This window comes from Pseudoalteromonas sp. BSi20311, assembly GCF_000239875.1.
In the GTDB taxonomy this organism is placed as follows: domain Bacteria; phylum Pseudomonadota; class Gammaproteobacteria; order Enterobacterales; family Alteromonadaceae; genus Pseudoalteromonas.
Window position 1 is genome coordinate 55,706 of sequence record NZ_BADU01000084.1, and the last position, 18,948, is coordinate 74,653.

General features: G+C 38.6%; 14 protein-coding genes. 5 read left to right on the top strand and 9 right to left on the bottom strand.

Features of this window, described 5'->3' with window-relative positions; genetic code table 11:
• Positions 1 to 6: 6 nt before the first annotated feature.
• Both P20311_RS09965 and P20311_RS09970 read right to left on the bottom strand, forming a co-directional pair.
• Complete coding sequence (locus P20311_RS09965) at positions 7 to 3,213, bottom strand: TonB-dependent receptor (RefSeq protein ID WP_036985049.1); 3,207 nt, start codon at positions 3,211 to 3,213, stop codon at positions 7 to 9.
• A gap of 43 nt (positions 3,214 to 3,256) precedes the next feature.
• Positions 3,257 to 4,111, bottom strand: coding sequence for a S1/P1 nuclease (locus P20311_RS09970; protein ID WP_008112341.1), 855 nt, complete (start codon positions 4,109 to 4,111; stop codon positions 3,257 to 3,259).
• Between the two features lie 236 nt (positions 4,112 to 4,347).
• Here P20311_RS09970 and P20311_RS09975 point away from each other — a divergent pair, with 236 nt between their 5' ends.
• Positions 4,348 to 5,217: a hypothetical protein gene (locus tag P20311_RS09975; protein WP_008112343.1), complete on the top strand. Its 870-nt coding sequence runs from the start codon at positions 4,348 to 4,350 to the stop codon at positions 5,215 to 5,217.
• Entirely contained in the window at positions 5,217 to 6,164 is a 948-nt protein-coding gene (locus P20311_RS09980; protein WP_008112345.1) for a hypothetical protein, read from the top strand. Before P20311_RS09975 ends, P20311_RS09980 begins: the two co-directional genes overlap by 1 nt.
• Positions 6,165 to 6,289: 125 nt before the next feature.
• Here the strand turns inward: P20311_RS09980 and ushA are convergent, their stop codons facing one another.
• Together ushA and P20311_RS09990 are read right to left on the bottom strand one after the other, a co-directional pair.
• Positions 6,290 to 7,909 carry a bifunctional UDP-sugar hydrolase/5'-nucleotidase UshA gene (ushA, locus tag P20311_RS09985; RefSeq protein ID WP_008112347.1) on the bottom strand — a complete coding sequence of 540 codons (1,620 nt, stop codon included), beginning with the start codon at positions 7,907 to 7,909 and terminating at the stop codon, positions 6,290 to 6,292.
• Between the two features lie 75 nt (positions 7,910 to 7,984).
• Positions 7,985 to 8,179 (bottom strand): hypothetical protein, encoded by a 195-nt coding sequence (locus P20311_RS09990; protein ID WP_008112349.1) that lies wholly within the window; start codon positions 8,177 to 8,179, stop codon positions 7,985 to 7,987.
• A 296-nt stretch (positions 8,180 to 8,475) separates the two neighbouring features.
• Between P20311_RS09990 and P20311_RS09995 the strand changes: the two genes are divergently transcribed.
• Positions 8,476 to 9,219: a peptidylprolyl isomerase gene (locus P20311_RS09995; protein WP_008112351.1), complete on the top strand. Its 744-nt coding sequence runs from the start codon at positions 8,476 to 8,478 to the stop codon at positions 9,217 to 9,219.
• Between the two features lie 356 nt (positions 9,220 to 9,575).
• Here P20311_RS09995 and P20311_RS10000 read toward each other — a convergent pair whose 3' ends face one another.
• Positions 9,576 to 9,995 carry an MAPEG family protein gene (locus P20311_RS10000; RefSeq protein WP_008112352.1) on the bottom strand — a complete coding sequence of 140 codons (420 nt, stop codon included), beginning with the start codon at positions 9,993 to 9,995 and terminating at the stop codon, positions 9,576 to 9,578.
• Positions 9,996 to 10,148: 153 nt separating this feature from the next.
• Here P20311_RS10000 and P20311_RS10005 point away from each other — a divergent pair, with 153 nt between their 5' ends.
• Entirely contained in the window at positions 10,149 to 13,031 is a 2,883-nt protein-coding gene (locus P20311_RS10005) for an insulinase family protein (RefSeq protein ID WP_008112354.1), read from the top strand.
• 102 nt (positions 13,032 to 13,133) lie between these two features.
• Here P20311_RS10005 and P20311_RS10010 read toward each other — a convergent pair whose 3' ends face one another.
• Complete coding sequence (locus P20311_RS10010; protein WP_008112356.1) at positions 13,134 to 14,516, bottom strand: Na+/H+ antiporter NhaC family protein; 1,383 nt, start codon at positions 14,514 to 14,516, stop codon at positions 13,134 to 13,136.
• A gap of 302 nt (positions 14,517 to 14,818) precedes the next feature.
• Here P20311_RS10010 and P20311_RS10015 point away from each other — a divergent pair, with 302 nt between their 5' ends.
• A complete protein-coding gene (locus P20311_RS10015; protein WP_008112358.1) occupies positions 14,819 to 15,334 on the top strand; it encodes a GNAT family N-acetyltransferase in 516 nt (171 codons plus the stop codon).
• On the opposite strand, the gene P20311_RS10020 is transcribed toward P20311_RS10015, so the two are convergent.
• From P20311_RS10020 to P20311_RS10030, 3 genes are read right to left on the bottom strand one after another with little or no spacing between them, the layout of a single operon-like run.
• Positions 15,331 to 15,939, bottom strand: a complete 609-nt coding sequence (locus P20311_RS10020) for a PqiC family protein (RefSeq protein ID WP_008112359.1) — start codon at positions 15,937 to 15,939, stop codon at positions 15,331 to 15,333. The two genes, P20311_RS10015 and P20311_RS10020, sit on opposite strands and share 4 nt — an antisense overlap.
• Positions 15,939 to 17,594, bottom strand: a complete 1,656-nt coding sequence (gene pqiB, locus P20311_RS10025; RefSeq protein ID WP_008112360.1) for an intermembrane transport protein PqiB — start codon at positions 17,592 to 17,594, stop codon at positions 15,939 to 15,941. Before pqiB ends, P20311_RS10020 begins: the two co-directional genes overlap by 1 nt.
• The gene (locus P20311_RS10030; RefSeq protein WP_008112361.1) at positions 17,591 to 18,820 is read right to left on the bottom strand and encodes a paraquat-inducible protein A; all 1,230 of its coding nucleotides are present in this window, start codon (positions 18,818 to 18,820) and stop codon (positions 17,591 to 17,593) included. Before P20311_RS10030 ends, pqiB begins: the two co-directional genes overlap by 4 nt.
• Positions 18,821 to 18,948: the final 128 nt, after the last annotated feature.

The following is an 18,948-nucleotide window of genomic DNA, read 5'->3' on the forward strand; positions in this document are numbered from 1 at the left end:
TATGTATTAAAACTTATAGCTAACACCAATTTTAGCTTGCCAAGCTGATGAGCTAGTTTGATATTGGCTATAGTTACGAACATCAGCGCCATTAAATCTGCTATCAATTATATAACGACCTTGATCGTCTAACCCGCCAAAGTCGTAAACTGCTTGGTCAGAGAAACCTAAGCGCTTTTCTACGCCCCAGTCACTGTTTAATAAGTTGGCAAAGTTATCAATCATAAAGTAAACCTCACCGCTATGACCTTTTGCAAAACCAGGGATCTCTTGTTTAACGCTAATATCCATAGTGGTAACCCATGGTTGCGTGCCTGAGTTACGGTCTAAGATTTGGCCTCGCTCAGAAATACCCGCTCTATTAAGTAGTGTCTCAAGTTCACTCCATGATAGCCCTGATTCATCCCAATTTACATTGGCATCATCTGCACCAGTTGGAATATACGCTAAATAAGCTGAGCTTGAATAAAAGTCACGCGTATCACCTAAGTCACTATCTTGATACATACCCATAGTATAGCTAAATGGACGACCAGAGCGACGTTCGAAATACACATTAAATCTTGTGGCATAGCCACTGAAGAACTCAGTGTTATACGCTAAATTAACTTTAAAGCTATGCTCTACTTCATACGCACCACGGGCAGCAAAGTCTTCATTTCGGCTCTTAGTGATATTGTACTGATAGTTGCTTTGTGCACGTGATGAAGAGCCTGAAGACGCTTCTGTTACATCTTGATGTGCATAGCTTGCTGAAATATAAAGGCCATTTTCCCACTCTTTAGCAAGTGCTGTTGAAATAATAACAGAGCGACCATCATCAGTTGAGTTAGTCATTGCGATATCAAAGTTATCAGCTAAATCACCGCTGTAAATACTTTCATAGATGATACGCTCGCCGTCGGCCGCTACACCTACAGGTTTTATGGCGGTGTTATGCCACACAGCTTCGTTTTCTTTTTTGTGATAAGCAATTTCTGCTTGCCATTTAAAGCCTTCACCTAGTAACTCAGAATCAAAGTCGTACTCAAATCCAAGTTGTGCACGAATACTTGACGGTAGTTCAAAGTTAGGATCAACATAGTTTGTGCTACCTGCACCTTGAACTAAAGAGCCTTTTATGGCATCTGGTACTTGAGTGATATCAGCTTGATTATTAGCATAATAATCGTTAATAGCACTTTGAGGTGCATCTACAAAAGTAATGCCATCGTTTTGGAATGAGTTATTGTACCAAACGTTAGGGATACCACCTTGGAAACGACCCACGCCACCGTTAACTGTTAATGCTTCTGTAGCGTAATACTTAAAGCCAATACGCGGTAGAATAATATCTAACCCATCGAGGTTTTCTTGATTGCTAAAGCCATAGGTGTTTAAAAAGTTTTCGTTGAGTGTTGGTTTATCATCAGAAGATAAACGCTCATAACGAACACCTGCTGTTACTTCTAAATCATCACCAACATAAAAAGTATCTTCAATGTAAAGTGCTAATTGATTACGGGTTGCGTCGTAAGCGGTGTCATTAGGGTTATTTGTAAAGGCATTGCTGTAGCTAAAATCGTACTTTCCTTTGTAGTTACCTACTTCACGATTTTCGAAACCATTAAAGTTATCAAATTCCCATGAACCGAGTGAGTTAGCTGCAAAAAGGTTGTATAAGTTTAACGACTCATATTGCATACCAAAGTTAATTTCATGCTCGTCCATTAAATAAGTGGCATCAAGAGAAAGTGTTAAATTTTCTGTTGCTGAGCTATTTGCATGGCGAAACTCATCGGTACCAAAGTTATAAGAAGGCCCGCGGAAGTATTCTTCAACTTTAACGCTACCAATATCAGAATTTGTTAAACTTCTCGATGATACATCTTTGTATGCAATACCGATTTCAGTTGAAAAGTCTTCGTTCCAATCTGAATATAGCTTGGTAGCAAAGTTATTAAACTTGGTTGCGTAGGTATAACGACTTGATGCAAACTGAACTGATGTGCCACCAGTACCAAAGTTTGTTTCATCTTTGTCATCTTGCCACTGATAGGTAAAATCTAAGCGATGATCATCAGCAATGTTCCAGCTTAATTTTACAAGTAATGTTTCGTTGGTGTCTTTAGGGTCGCCTCCAAGAGAGTCTGTTAAGCCGTATTCGTTATTTAGAATATTAAGGAAACGGTTATAGCTTTCTTCACTCACATCGTATTCGTTGGTTGCGCCTGAACCTTCAAAACCATAATCTAAATCTAGTTCGCTTGACCATTTATTGTAGTTAACAAAGTAAAATAAGGTATCGTCTATAAGTGGGCCGCCAACATTAAAACCGTAGCGTTTTTCAGTTTGGTTAGGTTCTACTTGTTCAACAATGTATGTGCGGTGACCATCGTCATCTAAAACAGGGCGGTTATCAGCAAACACTTGAGATATGCTGTCTACATCGCCAGCAATATCTGGTGTTGATGTTTCGTAAAAACCAGAAAACTTAAGTTCGTTAGTACCTGACTTAGTTACCGCGTTAATAGTACCACCACCAAAGTTGCCTTTAGAGGCTGAAAATGGAGAAACATCAACAGAGATCTGCTCAATCGCATCAAGGGCTACAGGGGGCTGCGAAGTAGGGTAGCCGCCGTAACTTAAACCAAAGTCGTCATTTTGGCCAATACCATCTACAGTTAAACCATTTGTACGTGGGTTGCTACCGGCAAAGGTTAGCTCGCCGCTACCATTAATACTAGCAAGTGGGTTTAAACGTGCGATGTCTTTAATGTCACGATTAAAGCTAGGCATGTTGTTGATGGTATCTTCACCAAACGTGCTGCTAGAACCACCCGATTGTTGGACAATTTTATAACCAGACACTTCAATTTTTTCAATATTGAGTGGTGCTAATTGCGACGTTAATCGGTAAGTTTCGCCAAGGTTTAAAAAGATATTTTCAACGGTGGTATCGTTAAACGTATCAGAGTCGATGATCACAGTGTAAGGTCCACCAACACGTAAACCATTTGCAATGAAAGTACCACTTTCATTGGTCGTTAGTTCACTAATTGTGCCAGTTGGTTGATGAACAACCTTAATTTTAACGTTTGCAGCGCTCGCACCTGAAGGTGTGGTTATTTTACCACGCATTGCAGATGAAGTGTCAGCAGCCATAGCGCTTGTTGAAACTCCTAGAGCAAGAATTACTGCTCCAGTTAATTTCGAAAGGCGAAGCTTAGTCATAATGTTGATTTCCCATTTAGATGATTTAAGTTAGAAACTGAATTTATTTTTGTGTTTGCTGTGTTAAGGCCATTTTTGATTGCGTGTTAGCAGGATCAAATAATGTATTTAACAATCCAGCCAAGCGAATTCCCGCTTGTTGCAAGCGTGTTTTCACAATAGGGGTGTTGTTGTAGATATAGTCGTAGCTAATCTGTTCTTCTGTTGATTCATATATTTTTAGGGCTAAGTTGTGCGACTCTTCAAGCCAGCTTGTTGGTGTACTTTGTAAATATTCACTAATTAGCTCGCTGTTGTTGGTATTTATAAACTGAGCGTATTCAGTAAAAGATAAGTTTTCGTTTTCTACTAACTTGGTATCCCATAGGCTATGTAGATTGGTTTGTTGGTTAAAAAAAGAAACCTTAACGCGATTGCCGCCTCTATCTTCTGCTCTTCCTGCATGAAATGGTTGATGGCTGTCACCCACTAAATGCACCAAAAAACGCAAGCTAAACTGTTTGGCCGCAAGGCTTGATTTATCATCTTTCAACACGCGGATAGAGTAGTGAATGCCTTCTAATATGTTTGTTACTGATTCTTTGTGTTTAGTGTGGTCGTGGTCAAAACTAAAGGTCGCGTTGTCATCAGCATTAATGTAATGCCAACGAGATGATTTTTTTTGCCAAAAGTCACCTGGTGCAGATCGCATTTCGTCAGGCCATGTTGAAATCTGAGCTAAAGATTCACCGTTGAGATAGGGGATAAGTACAGTCTTAGTAGTTTCGCTTATGTGCGACTCTGCAATTTTACCCACTACACGATGCCCGTTTTGGCCCCAAGCATTACAATCTGTGCTTGCAAATATTGCACTAATTAAAAGTGTTAAAGAAAGCGAATATTTTACATTTTTGTACATTGAAGCATCCTAGTTAGTGTGACATTTATTTTGTAAACGCTGATAAGGTCAATTGTCCTCATTTTTTTAGTTGATAGAAAGGACTCAATAAAATTCATATTTTCTTGTTTAAAATTGTTTTTATTCAATGGTTTGGGTTTGACAGGTAAAATTACCTGTTGTAATAAGTAATTAAAATTGTTCAAATGAGCTATTACTCTAATTTAAACGGGTGCTTTTTGAATATTAAGAAGTTAATGTTGCATAAAATATCAATTGTTACATTTATGTTTCTAGGCGTGTTGCTAAGTTGGTTTTCAGGTCAAGTTATTGTGGGCGAGGAAGATATAACGTTTCCAGTAATAATAGAGACATCAACGACATGTCAAACAACGGCAACGGCTAATAAGAGTCAACTTATAGTATTTACCCCCTCAAAATACGTTGCTCAATTACTTACTAAAAACTTGTGTGATGATAAAGTTGTGGCTAAGCAATATGGCTCTGTCATTGGCTATTGGGGATATAGAACCGTTGATAGCTTAGAGTTTGTAGGTAAAGGTATTGCAGATTTAATTTTAGCGAAAAATAATATTATGGATGCGTTTAAGGCTGAATCTACTTACAACTATCAGCCTGTGGTTGGCTTTTCTGATTACACTGCGTTTTTTATCTCTTCAAAAGAAAAACCAAAGATCAGCAAACAATATTTTTTAGATAAAAAAATCGGTCTGTTAGATTATCCAACGAGTCGCTCAGGACACATTTTACCCAAACAAGCCTTTAAAGAGCTAGGCCTAAACATTGCTCAGCTAAAAATAACCTATGCGAGTTCACACAATGAGTTGAGAGAATTATTGGCGAACGGGGAAGTAGACCTTATTGCCTCTTTTTGGAGAGAAAGTGACAGTCAGCGTTTTTCAAAAAATTATATTACGCCTATTAGTAGTAATGTGGCAGGCACCCGTTGGTACTTAAAAATGCAGCATAATAATACTGATTTACTCTGTGCTGTACAGTCTCACTTATTGAGTATGTCTAAAGAACAATCGTTTCAATATTATCAAAATGTTGAGCCATATTGGCAGTGCAACAGTTACCCCGTTACCTTTATAGGGGAGTCGTAATGAATAGGTTAATATGGATAATATGCACAATTTTTTTATTCTTGTTTTTCTCGTCTGTTTTTTATATTTCGACAATACAAAAACAACAGCAAGTAAATAAATTACAAATAATACAAATAGAAAAACAAATCGCTTTAGACTTACCTTTGTTAGATTTATCAAATGAGCTGCTTAAACACTCAGGTAATAAAGCAGCTTTACTTAATTATATTCAAACCTTAAACACCTTTATTAATAGTACCGATATTGAGGTTGTAGCTATAACGCCACAACATGAATTTGATGCTTCTTTAAAAACTTCCACAGAGTTTATTCGAGAGTTAAATAGTAATAATGGTGTGGTGTTCATCGTTTTCTCTTTGAGACAGCCGTATTTTACGGGTGATGTGGTAGCTATTTATGGGATGCTTTTTATTCTTAGTATATTACTTACGTACTTAATAAAATTAGCCTATATCAACAAAAATGATGATAAGCAGGTTATTCACGCAGAATCAAATACTACAGAGTCAAAACCATTAACCCTGATTATTGATTTAAAAAGTAAAACATTATCGAGTAGCGTTTCTTTGGAGCACCAAGTAGCTCTGGCAAACAAACCGTTATGTTTTTATTTAGCGCTTGTGGAATACTGCACTAACAATCCAGAGATCAAGCTTAATCATAACAAGAATGTACCCGAGGAATTGATAGAGCTTGCCAATAAGTATTTCTATCGTTTAGTTGAGCTTGGTCATACAGTAAGAAAACGTCCAAACTTTAATAACAGTCTAGAGAAAACATTGAGTGAAATTCGTGCGTCACTGGATGATGTGTTAAACGATTGCCCTGAGCAAAAGGGATTATACTACCCACCGAAAGCATTTGGAGAGGGCTCACGCTCACGAATGCACAGTTATGGGTTAGCAAATGTGGGTCAAGGAAATATAGAAATAATAGGAAAGTAATCGTGCTTTGCTACTTAACCATAACTCTGATTAAGAGAGCTTAAATTGGTTTGGTTAGCACATAAACCTCAACGATGAGTGTCATGACTATATCAATGACACTCATCACTGTTCAATACAGATTACTATTTAGGTGCAAACTCATGTGCATCAACAGGGCTGTGCTCTGCAAAAAATCGTTTTAATGCCTGAGCGTCCGTTTCATCGGTGCTTACGAATCCTTTCATGTGAGTAATTTTAGGGTAACTATCGCCACCAGAAGCATTATATTCATTAATACTCATGCGGTATGTTTTGTTTATATCAAGCGGCTTGCCGGCGATGAACACGTTAGTTACTTGATCCTCTTTAAGTTCAAAGGCTAAGTTGTGGTATTGCATGTAGGCTCCAGAGTCTGGTGGGAAACGCGTCACGACATTTAAATAGGTTAAAATATCATTGCCTTTGAAATCGATATAAGCGACACGGTTTTTAAAAGGCTGTACTTTGAGTATGTCTTTATAACTCACGTCACCCGCATTGATGCTATCGCGAACACCACCACCACTGATAATGCCAAAATCGGCACCTACGGTATTCATTTGCGCTCGAATAATAACGCGAGCAAGGTTAGTTTGCTCGAAGCGTACTTTGTTACGATCACCCTCGAGTCTGTCATTCACAAAGCCAATTTTACCTTCAATTTGTTTTGCCCCTTTTTGTTGGTACGCCGCTAAAAAGGTTTGTAGCGCTGGATCTGGTTTAATGTAATTTGCAGCAAGTACGGATTTTACGCTACCGTCTTTTTGCTTTTTATCTACGTATAAATTAACGGGCAATAATTGATAACTTAGCAGTGATAATTGACCGTTTTCTAATTTAAACTCCGCTTTACCCACATACTTACCCCATTCATGGGCTTGCATTATCCAGGTTCCATTTTGTCGATCAGGTTTACAGGCTAAACCTGGCTTAAAATTCTCATCTGTGACATTTTCTGCAGCCATACACACTGGCTCTTGGGAATGGCCACCAATAATCATATCAAGGGCATTTTTATCTAAAGAGCGGGCAAGCGTAACATCACCTGGAGCATTTATTCCATAATTGGCATCTACATAATGCCCCATGTGCGTTACCGCAATGGTAATGTCAGGATTGTATTTTGCTTTTAATGTTTGGGTAAGTGAGGCGGTTATTTCAACCGGATCTTTAAATTCTAAGTGGCCAATGTATTGCGGGTTACCAATTTTAGCGGTGTCTGTCGTTGTTAACCCAATTACGGCAATGGTTAAGCCGCCTTTGTTGAATATCTTATAACGTTCAAAAATAGTTTCGTTAGTTTGTTTATCAAAGATATTAGCCGATAAAAGAGGGAAGTTAGCCCATTGCTGTTGCTGTCTTAATACACTTAATGGATTATCAAACTCATGATTACCTAATGCCATTGCGTCATAGCCAATTTTCGACATGCCTTTGAAATCGGGCTCAGCAAATTGCAGGTCTGATTCAGGGATACCAGTATTAATATCGCCACCAGATAATAATAACACCTGATGCCCTTGTGCTTTTGCATCGGCTCTTAGCTGGTCGATTAGGGTTTTACGCGCGGCCATACCATATTCGCCTTTTTCATTATGCCAAAAACGACCATGATTATCATTGGTATGAAGAACAGTTAAATAGTGTGCTGCAGGTTTATTGACAGAGTCACTGGCACAGCCATATAAACCAAGAAATAAAATGAGAAAAACAAGAGTACGCATAAAATACCTATCGATTAACAAAACTCAGTATAGTAGGCGGCTAGTTTAAACTAGTTCGAGGTTAAAAAAACGCACTTATTCATATTTTTCAGCCAATAAGGCTTCACGTTGCTGCTCTACAACCCGTTTTCTGCGTGCGAGCTCATCATGTGCGTATTGAGATTTTTGATGATTTACATCAATCATCCATTTCAAAAAGCTGACGGGAAGCTGGGTGTATGGTTCACCTTGGTGTAGCCCAAAGTCACAAATAGTCGTGTTGTTTGCCATTATATTTACTCCTATCACTGTGTAGGCTGATAATAACAAAAAAAGAGTGATTGATAAGGGGCTTTTTAAGTACCTTGCTAGGCTTAAAGTTAATTTAAAAAAGAGTCACCGTGATGTACATCAAGGCACTCAGACAATTAACTCTCCATAATGTGTTTAAAATTAAAATGTAAACAGTTGTAACTGCAGTGTAATTACTTTGATATGAATTGTAGCGTTAAGTACTTATGTATCGATTTATAAAATGAATAACACTACTCTATGACGCCTAATGACAATAAAAAATAGGAATAATAATGAAGAAGCTTATCTTAGCGTCAATTTTAACTGCAGCGAGCTTTTCAAGCGCAGCAACCATAGTCGAAATGCAAACGAGTCAAGGAACGATAGAAATTAACTTGTTTGATCAACAAACACCTAAAACAGTAGAAAACTTCCTAAGTTATGTTAATGATGCAGCGTATAACCAAACAGTAATACACCGCTCTGTTGATAAGTTTGTCATTCAAGGAGGAGGTTTTACTTTTTCTGATGAAATGGATCCCATTACAACCAAGCCAGCGGTTATTAACGAACCTGTTTACTCAAATGTAAAAGGCACAATTGCCATGGCAAAGCAGGGCGGCAACGAAAACAGCGCCACTAGCCAATGGTTTTTTAATATGAGTGATAACAGCCAAAACTTAGATTTACAAAATGGTGGGTTTACCGTTTTCGGACAAATAACAGCACAAAGCCAAGAAACTTTAGATAAAATAGCGGCCTTAGTTCATTGTGCAGAGGTACCATTGGTTGGTATTACTAAAGAGCAATGTTCAGATGAAAATGTGGTTATTAGTAATCAAAACTTAGTATCAATACAAACGGTGGTTGTGCTTGATGACGATCCTAATTCAGCACAAAATTTAACACCTAAAGAGAATACATTAATTGATAACGTAGAAGTGACACCACCACAAAGTTCAGACTCTAGTGGCAGTATGGCATGGTTATTAGGCGCACTATTGCTTGTAGCACCTAGGTTAAAACGCACTAAATAAGCCGTAAAAATAACGGCGACTTATCATAGCCGCCGTTTTTTTAGTTAGGGTCTGTTGATCTTTGCGGATTACAATTTGTTCAAACTAGGGGCGGTTTAATCGCGGCGCGAGGTTTGTAACCTAGTGGGCTAAGTAAAAACCGAGCAAAGCTTCCGCGTCCTGCTCCGCCCCTTACCTACATCCATGTAGGCAACAAAGAGTAAATCGCCTCTAGGCAGAACCCTTCGGGCAGCGCCTGTTTGGCATTGATGCTGCGTTATCGCCTATTTATGGGGAATAACCACACCACATAGGCTCTGCCTTGCCTAAATACCAAACAGACTGCTGCAAATTCAACCTTGAAAGGTCATCAGACCCTAGTTGTAAAGTACGCTCACCAGTAACATTACCCACATTACAAACACAGATAAGCAGCCTAGCAAAAATACTCTAAAACGAGCTCTTAAATGATTACTACCAAGGTGAATGAGGCTATGAATAATGCGTGTCGCTACAAATATACACGCCAATACTGCAATAGAGACACTCGCCATATTAAGCTGTAAAGCAAGCAAACAACCCGCATAAAAAAGCACAGGTATTTCAAATTGATTGCTAAAATTACGATCCGCTACTCTCACATGATCGCCCGCATTATCGAGGCGCATAGCAGCAAAGTCGCTTAACTGTATGTGTTTATTTTTAGCCGCTGCAAAACGACGTTTTCCCATAATCACCATAACAACTAATGAAAGTGTTACCTGCACAAACATGGCTATTATTATTATCTTTTCCATAACTTACCTTATTATTTATATTAACTATTCACAATGTGTTACACAATTAAGTACTAATTAGTAGCATAGTATTAATTGATAATGGTAGTTTATAAGTGATTTAGTCTTTTTATAACACTAAGCCCGTATTTAACAGCAATGGATATAACTAAAATGAAACACATCATCGGCTTAAGTGCAATTGCACTGGCAATATTAAGCGGTTGTTCGAATACCGCCACTCTTTCTCAATCATCACAAACATCACTTTTATCACCAGCGCTTGTTGTAAGCCCTAACGATAATCGTGAATACAAAACACTAACACTTGCCAATGATATTGAAGTGATTTTAGTTTCTGATCCAAGCGCAGAAAAATCAGCTGCTTCATTGAGTGTCGGTGTCGGCCTACTGCACGACCCAATGAGCCAGCAAGGTATGGCGCATTATTTAGAACATATGTTGTTTTTAGGCACTGAGCGCTACCCTGACACTAAAGGGTACTCCGATTTTATGACTAAAAACGGCGGAGCGCATAATGCCTATACGTGGCTCGATATTACAAACTACATGTTTAAAATTAATAACGATGCGTTTGATGAAGGCTTAGACCGCTTTTCAGACTTTTTTAAAGCCCCTAAGCTTTACCCAGAATATACAGAAAAAGAAAAAAACGCAGTGAATGCTGAGTGGTCAATGCGTCGTGAAATGGACTTTTTTGGCCAATTTAAACTTGCACGTAAAATGATGGGTGAACACCCAGCTAATCGATTCTTAATTGGTAACCTTGAAACGTTAGGCGATAAAGCTGATAGTTCATTACACAGAGAAACTGTTGATTTTTATAATAAATATTATTCATCAAATATTATGAAAGTGGCGTTAATTTCTAATTTACCACTTGAAGAAATGCAGAAAAAAGCAGAAAAATACTTCGCTGATATTAAAAATAAAAATATTGAAAAGCCAAAAGTATCAGCCAAGCTAAATTTTGATAATGCCGGTGGTAAACGTGTTTTTTACTCGCCAAACGAAGACGTTAAACAATTACAGCTCGACTTTACAATCACTAATAATCAAACTGAATTTGCAGTAAAACCTAATCGTTTTGTTGCCTATTTACTTAGCAATGAAATGCCAGGTAGCCCAGCACAAATATTACGTGATAAAGGCTGGGTATCGCAGTTATCAGCATCTGCTTCACCAAATCAATATGGTAACTATGGCTCTTTAAATGTGAACATAGAGCTGACTGATGAGGGCATGAAAAACCGCGAAGCCATTGTTGCGACTATTATGCAATATATTGATTTAATTAAACGTGAAGGTGTTAATAGTAAGTACTTTAATGAAATTCGCACCTCTTTGAATAACCAGTTTAAATTTTTAGAAAAAGGCGATGAGTTTAACTACGTCAGTGCGCTGACTCAAAGCATGCAAGATTATCCGTTAAATCATGCGATAAACGCACCATACTACTACGCTAAGTTTGATGCTGATGCGGTTAATAATGTACTAAAACAACTTAACGCAGATACCTTACGTGTTTGGTATATTTCTCAACAAGAAGACACTGATTCACAATTACATTTTTATGATGGTAAATACCGAATTAGTGATATTAGCGACGCAGAAATTGCCAGCTGGGAAAAACCAAGTGAATTTAATTTAGCCTTACCAAGTGTTAACAACTTACTGCCAGAGAGTTTTGCAATTAAAACGCAGGCTTTTAAAGAGCAAAAACACCCAGAACTTAGCTATGATAAAAACGGTGTAAAAATCTGGCGCCAAGCAAGCCAGCAGTTTGCAGAGCAACCCAAAGGTTTAGTTGAGGTGTATATCAACACACAAACAGGGTTGCGTGATATTAACTCAACCGTCCTTTATTCTGTGTGGGCAGATTTATATAACACTCAATTAAGTCAGCTACGAACCGAAGCGGCTATTGCCGGTATGAATGTTAATTTAAGCTCAAGCAATGGCTTAGTTTTATCATTAAGTGGTTTTACCGATAAACAAGATACCTTACTTAAACAAGCGTTAGCTGGATTTGACGATAAAATTTCAGCGCAAGCATTTAATCAAGCGATTGACCGTTATCAACGTGATTTACTCAATCAGCAAAAACAGTTCCCGTATGCACAAGCGTTTAGTGAATATTCAAAACTGACTCGAACCGGTAGTTTTGATACTGACGCGCTTATTAAGGCAGCTCAATCACTGACGCTCGCTGATTTACAAGCATTAAAGCAAAGCACATTAGCGAATAATAACTTACGCGTATTTAGCTATGGCAACTATAACCAAAAAGATATTGATGCCATTGCTGCTGAGTTAACGGCTATTTTACCAAATAATCATACAAAATCTGAGTTTGCTCGCAGTAAAGCCTGGTTACCACAACAAGGTGAAGCGCGCGTATTACACAAAGATATTGATGTAGCCGATGTAGCCGTTGTCGATATGACCATTCACCCAACGCCAGGTTATAAACAAAAAGCGCAGGCGGCGGTTTTACAAGGGCACTTTAGAACAATCGCGTTTGACAAAATGCGTACCGAAGAACAACTAGCTTATGCGGTAGGGGCATTAGCGCGTCCTATTGAGGATTACTCTGGTATTGGTTTGTTTATTCAAACGCCGGTCAAAGGGCCAAAAGAAATTCAAGTACGCTTTGATAAGTTCAAAAAAGAGTACGCTTCTGAGCTTAATGCTATGAGTGAAGAAACATTTGCACAGCTTAAAAATGCAACGTTGGTTTCGTTAAAAGAACAGCCAAAGAATTTAAGCGACGAAATGAGCCCATTGATTAACGATTGGTACCGTGAAAACTTTGATTTTGATTCAAAACAAAAGCTAATTGCAGAAGTAGAAAAGGTCACCCTTGCTGATATTAAAGACTACTACCAGCAAACCATGTTAAATCCACAAGCAGCCCGCTTAAATGTGCAGCTACGCGGCACTAAGTTTAGTGATAGCGAGTTTGCTGATTTACCAAACCAAACTAAAGTGACGAGTTTAGATGCTTACTACAGCGATATAAAATTGCAAAAGTAAGTTGAAATTACTCAAAAACCAAACAAAACCCAGCCATTGTTGACTGGGTTTTGTTTTAACGGCGTTAATTATGGTTTTAGTAAAATGGCTACCATTGCCATGTTAGGCCATAAGTAAAAAGCCAATTATGGCAAAGCCTGCAGCAATTAAGGTATAAGGTAATTGCGTTACAGCATGACTGATCAAATTACAGCCAGAGCCTTGTGCTGCTAGTACGGTTGAATCAGAGTAAAAACAGGCTTGGCTACCAAATGAAGACGCTGAAAGTAATGCGCCAATCACCAATGGAATATTTGCATCAACCGCCGTCGCAAGGGGCATGACAATAGGAATTGAAACCGCAAAAATCCCCCAACTTGAACCCGTAGCAAACGCTAATATCGACATCGCAATAAATACCACCGCAGGTAAATAGCCAGCGGTCATATACGGGCTTAAGCTGCCAATCACAAATTGTGGTAAGCCAATTAAGTCGCATACATCTTTAAAAATAAAGGCGGCAATCACGGTTCCAATTGCGGGGATCATACTTTTAAAACCATCCAGCATACGCTCAATCATTTCGCTAAAGCTCATTAATTTTTGTAACGCATAAAATGGCAAAGTGACAGCCATTGTCGCTAATAGACCTTTGTACACATCTATTTCAAAATATACGGTAAATGCGACTAATAAAATAATCGGCAACAAAAAGTTATATAACTTACCTTTAGGATCCGCATCTTCAAAGTGTTCCTCCGCTGCTTTTACTGCATATTCATCGGCGGTTTGTACTTGAGTATAAATCGCAGGCTCTAAAGTAGGAGCGTGAGTTAGCGCCTGTTGCTCGGCTTTTTTCATGGGGCCAAAAGTAGGGATCACGCCGGCAATAACCAGCACCACAGTCAACACCGCAAACCAGGCATAAAACATGTACGGAATGGCTTGAATGTAAACGGCAATGCCTTTGCCTTCTTCTGCAATGCCGTTATCCACTAACAGGCCACCAAAAAATACAGCCCACGTTGACAAAGGGACGAGTACACAAATAGGCGCTGCCGTTGAATCAACAACGTAAGCGAGCATTTCACGACTCACTTTAAATTTGTCGGTGATCCGCTTCATGGTTTCACCCACGGTAAGCGCGTTTAAATAATCGTCAATAAATATCACGACACCCAAACAAAAGGTCATAAATAAGGAGGATCGTTTACCTCGGGTGTACTTTAAAGCCAAACTACCAAACGCAGAAGCCCCTCCAGTGCGCACTAATAAGGCAATAAGCGCACCAAAGCCGCCACACACAAGTATTAACCAACCAATGGTTTCATCAGTCATTACTTTGAGTGATGTGCTGGCAAAATTTGAGAGAACTTTGCTAGGGTCAGCTAAAACAAGGCCAACTAATGCACCAATCAGTAACGATAAAATAGGGCGGCGTAAAACAACAGCCAATACAACCACTACCGCAGGCGGCAGTAGAGTTAACGCAGAAGGTTCAAGCATTTATAAGATCACAAAATTAAAAGCAGATTTAAAAAGTAAACTGCTTATACAAAAACAAAGAAGATGATAAGTTTGTTGTTAAATCATTTTCCAAGTCACTGCTTTTGCACGCGTGGAGGGCACTTAAAAAATTATGTTAAATTAATAGTTTTAGTGAAACGCGTTGGCTTTGGCGCCAGACGGCGCAAGGAATGCATGCCGCTATTGTTGTGCCTTTAAAAACATCGGCGCAAAAATAATCTTCTTTTTTATTTCAGTCAATAAAAAAATATCGGGTCGTTAAAAATTTATCAGGAGTTATTTTGAATATTGCTTTTACAACAGAGCGTTTATACATACGCTTCGCACAAATAGCAGACGCGGCAGAGTTATTTAAGTTGGTTAATCAGGATAATTTCACTAAATACATTGGTGATAAAGGTATTTACACCTTAGACGACGCTAAAAAATACATCAAAGACAGTTTTATATCTGCCCATAAGCAGCATGGCTTTGGGCCTTATATAATCGTATTACATGATGAAACACTGGTTGGTATTGTTGGGTTTTATCAGCGAGCTGTTCTGCAATATCCCGATTTAGGGTTTGCGCTAAAAGACGGTTTTGAAAAAAAGGGCTATATTTTTGAAGCGGCAAATACCTTGATAAGCCATAGACAAAACTTGGGGATTAAACAAGTTACGGCGATCACCCGCAATGATAACCGTGCATCAAAAAATGTATTACAAAAGCTCGGTTTTAAAACCCAAGGTCAAGTGATTATAGAGAACACTAACATTGCGGTAGATGTATATTTACTTAATACAGAGCGAAATTAAATTCGCGCTTTTTCAATTTCTTTTGCCGCAAGGATGTTGATTTGTTGCCACATTTTTTCAAGAGTCGCCACCAATGAATCATAGCCATCATCATCAATTGGCAAAACAGATGAGAAATTATGGATGCTTATTAAACGCCTACCCGATTCTGGGTGAGTGTAGTATAAACGCCATAGCCCTGAAATATCTGCATTACCTTGCAGATCACCGTTAAAGTGGTGTAGTTCGTATTCTAATTCGTAAAATGTTTGTTGCTGTTGGTCAGTAATAACGGGTAAGCCTTTAATAACCATCCAGTTGGTCATGGTATTAAATAATGTTTGCTGCGCGCTGGCACTGAGCATAACATCTGGCGACTCGCCCCATAGATGATAATTAGCAGCATGGATTTGATTACTATCTACTTTCATAGCAATACCCCGGTTATTCAATGCGCCTCTTAAGGTGACTGTTTGCACGCGCAGTTGTGCCTGTGTATCTTGCACATTTCGCGAAGAGTCATTAATGGGTTGCTCAAATTGGTAATACTGAATTGTTGTTTGAATAGCAGAGCTGCAACCACTGATAAAGATCACACCCGTTAAAAGTAAAAATAGTGCTTTCATTATTGCTTCCTCGGTTGTGGATCGTTAGGTAGTGATTTGTCAAAAATGAGCATATTAGGTTGCTCGTTTAAGCCACGGGTAAGAGGCTGAAACTCTTCTGTTAAACGCTTAATTTGTAGCAGTGTTTGCTCAAGTTGATAGTGCATTTGAGAGCCTGCTTGATAGCTTGCCATGGTTTTGTCAAACTGGCGCATGGTTATTTCAAATTGTTCCATACTTTTAGTTATTTTTTCGAGATTACGATTAAAGTCGCCCGGTAAATTTTGTGTATCGGGCTTATTTAATAACGTGCGCATCTCACTTGCCAGAGCTTGATACTCGCTAAACGTAGTTTGCATTTTGGCTAAACTGTCTTCAATTTTTAAATTATTTACCTTATTCAGTACATCAGACACTTGGTCAGCAAGCACCGTTATCCCGCTCGATACACTAGGAAACACATCGTATTGAGCAAGCTTTTTAAGCTCGCTTTTAGGGGGGTCGGTATAAAAGTCAAAATCAACATAAACTGCACCGGTTAGCAAATTACCCGGTTTAAGTGACGCTCTCATGCCATTTTTTATCCACTCGATTATGCTTGATTTCCAATACTCTTTAGCTAAGGCGTTGTTGTGGTATAAACGTCCATATTCCACTTTGATCAATACAGGGACAGCGGTACTTTTAGCGCGAAAATGAGCCGGTTTTCCATCTATAATTACATTGGCGGGCGCTTCAACCACTGTGCCGACGCGTGTACCTCTATACTCTACTGGCGCACCAATACGGAGTCCTCTAATCGATTGTTCAAATTCGATAAGGTAATAATCAAAGTCATAAAAGCGCTCTTCTAGAGCTTGATTGTAACTTTGACTTAAAGAAAAGCTATGACCGTCTTTTGCCAAATCGCCGGGAGCTTGCTGGTCAGGTAAACCGACAGAAATACCACCTTTTAATAACTTGCTCAGTGAACCGGTGTTAATATTTATGCCATCAGCAGAAAGATCTATTTCTATTCCTGAGTTAACCCAAAAAATAGAGTTTAAGGTGATCAAGTTCTCGTAGGGAGCTTTAATAAAAATACCGTATTGCATTGCTTGGTTTTTCCAATCAAAGGTGGCGGTTTCTATTTGGCCTATTTTATAGTTTTTAAAAAATATGCCAGTACTCACATCGAGTACTTCTGCATTGTAACTGAGCAACTTAAAGCGTCCACCTTGTACATCTTTGCCTATTAATGCAGGCTCTTCTTGAAGTTTAAACTGCTTCTTTAATTGTTTGCTCTCGCCTGGTGAAAACTCTAAATAAACCCCTGAAAGTAAAGTACTCATACCAGTAATGCCGGTTTCATCTATGCGAGGTTTTACAACCCAAATGCTGGCATCTTCGGTAAGTAAATTATCGTAATTTTTATCTATTTGTGCCCGAGCTATTACGCTGTCTTGGTTGTTGGAGAGGCGTACGTGATCTATTTGACCTATTTTTACACTACGCACTTTAATTTCTGTTTTACCAGCAATAATGCCCTCGGCTTGCGGCATAGTGATGTAGATTGTTTGCCCTTTATTTAATTGATACTGATAAAGCATCCAAATACCAACAAATAAGGCAACCGCTGGAATAATCCAAATCGCAGAAATCCGTGTTTTTTGTGCTACGTTGGCTGTTTTAGTCATGCTTTATTCTCTGCGTTTTTATTTTTAGGTGAATCCCACAGTAAACGAGGGTCAAATGCGTGTGCTGCCATCATTTGACATAATACCATAACAGTAAAAAAGACGATGCCTAAACCAGGTATAACCGACATTAAGTTTCCTAATTGCACAAGGGCGACTAATATAGCCACAACAAATACATCAATCATAGACCACTTTCCTATAAATTCAGTTAGTTGGTACACTTTTGTGTAACCTTTTGTATAAAGGTTGGCGGGCTTTGTAACCATAATGCACAAAAAGCTTAAAATAAGCGCCTTGGCTAATGGCACCACTACACTTGCAAAAAATATAATCAGCGCAATAGGGTATGAGCCACTATTCCATAAGGTAATTACACCGGAAATAAGGGTTGCAGGTGTTTCATCCCCTAGGCTAATAGTGTACATAATGGGCAGTAAATTTGCTGGGATATAACAAATAAGTGAAGTAACCAACCATGCCGCTGCCTTTTGTACGCTGTAGGGGTTTCTTAAATATGTTTTACTATGGCAACGAGGACAGATTGATTCAACGCTCAGCTGATGGCAAACATGGCAGGCTTTTATATTCTCATCAATAGCCCGCTCAGCGTTTGAAGTATTTTGAAGTGTAGTGGCAGGGCTTACTTGAGACCACAGCCTAGCACGATTTAACCGTGTTAACGCACTAACATATAAAACTACAAATCCCACATAGGCAAAAAAGCTAGTGCCAAAACTAACATCAGCTAATGACATTATTTTAACCATACTAACCAAAACACCAATCAGAAATATTTCTGACATGATCCAAGGCTCTAGCGTTAAAGTGAATTTTAATAGTTTTCTTGCAACTGCTTGCGGCAGTGCTTTAAGTGCTCCTAAGTGCAATGGGATTAAAATAATGAGTAAGCTCATAGGTAAAATAATAATGCTGATATCAATAAATAGGCCAAGTAGGTCACTATCATAATTAAATAAAATACGAGCAGCGTCAGGTAGGGTAATCGTTTGGGTAATACCGTTGCTACTAAAAGAAATAAATGGATAAAACATACTGCTGAGCAACATCAGCAGTGCGCTGAGGCTCAGGGCGACTATTTCGATGTCATTATTAACATTAATACCGCGAATCTTATGGTTGCAGCGAGGGCACAGTGCGACTTGCTTTGCATCAATGTCGGGAATATCAATGATAAGATCACAGCTTGGGCAGGCAGTTTGCAAAATGTTAGCTTATAGTTAATTCAATAATTTAAATATTGCTATAATTAATAGCTAAATACAAACACTGCGGCTAAATTACTAACAATATAATAAGAAAAGTAACCCCAACAACAGAAAAAAAAACGGAT

Excerpts from the sequence above, each read along its gene's own strand:
- P20311_RS09965 (WP_036985049.1), bottom strand. The coding sequence starts at position 3,213 with ATGACTAAGCTTCGCCTTTCGAAATTAACTGGAGCAGTAATTCTTGCT.
- P20311_RS09970 (WP_008112341.1), bottom strand. The coding sequence starts at position 4,111 with ATGTACAAAAATGTAAAATATTCGCTTTCTTTAACACTTTTAATTAGT.
- P20311_RS09975 (WP_008112343.1), top strand. The coding sequence starts at position 4,348 with ATGTTGCATAAAATATCAATTGTTACATTTATGTTTCTAGGCGTGTTG.
- P20311_RS09980 (WP_008112345.1), top strand. The coding sequence starts at position 5,217 with ATGAATAGGTTAATATGGATAATATGCACAATTTTTTTATTCTTGTTT.
- ushA (WP_008112347.1), bottom strand. The coding sequence starts at position 7,909 with ATGCGTACTCTTGTTTTTCTCATTTTATTTCTTGGTTTATATGGCTGT.
- P20311_RS09990 (WP_008112349.1), bottom strand. The coding sequence starts at position 8,179 with ATGGCAAACAACACGACTATTTGTGACTTTGGGCTACACCAAGGTGAA.
- P20311_RS09995 (WP_008112351.1), top strand. The coding sequence starts at position 8,476 with ATGAAGAAGCTTATCTTAGCGTCAATTTTAACTGCAGCGAGCTTTTCA.
- P20311_RS10000 (WP_008112352.1), bottom strand. The coding sequence starts at position 9,995 with ATGGAAAAGATAATAATAATAGCCATGTTTGTGCAGGTAACACTTTCA.
- P20311_RS10005 (WP_008112354.1), top strand. The coding sequence starts at position 10,149 with ATGAAACACATCATCGGCTTAAGTGCAATTGCACTGGCAATATTAAGC.
- P20311_RS10010 (WP_008112356.1), bottom strand. The coding sequence starts at position 14,516 with ATGCTTGAACCTTCTGCGTTAACTCTACTGCCGCCTGCGGTAGTGGTT.
- P20311_RS10020 (WP_008112359.1), bottom strand. The coding sequence starts at position 15,939 with ATGAAAGCACTATTTTTACTTTTAACGGGTGTGATCTTTATCAGTGGT.
- pqiB (WP_008112360.1), bottom strand. The coding sequence starts at position 17,594 with ATGACTAAAACAGCCAACGTAGCACAAAAAACACGGATTTCTGCGATT.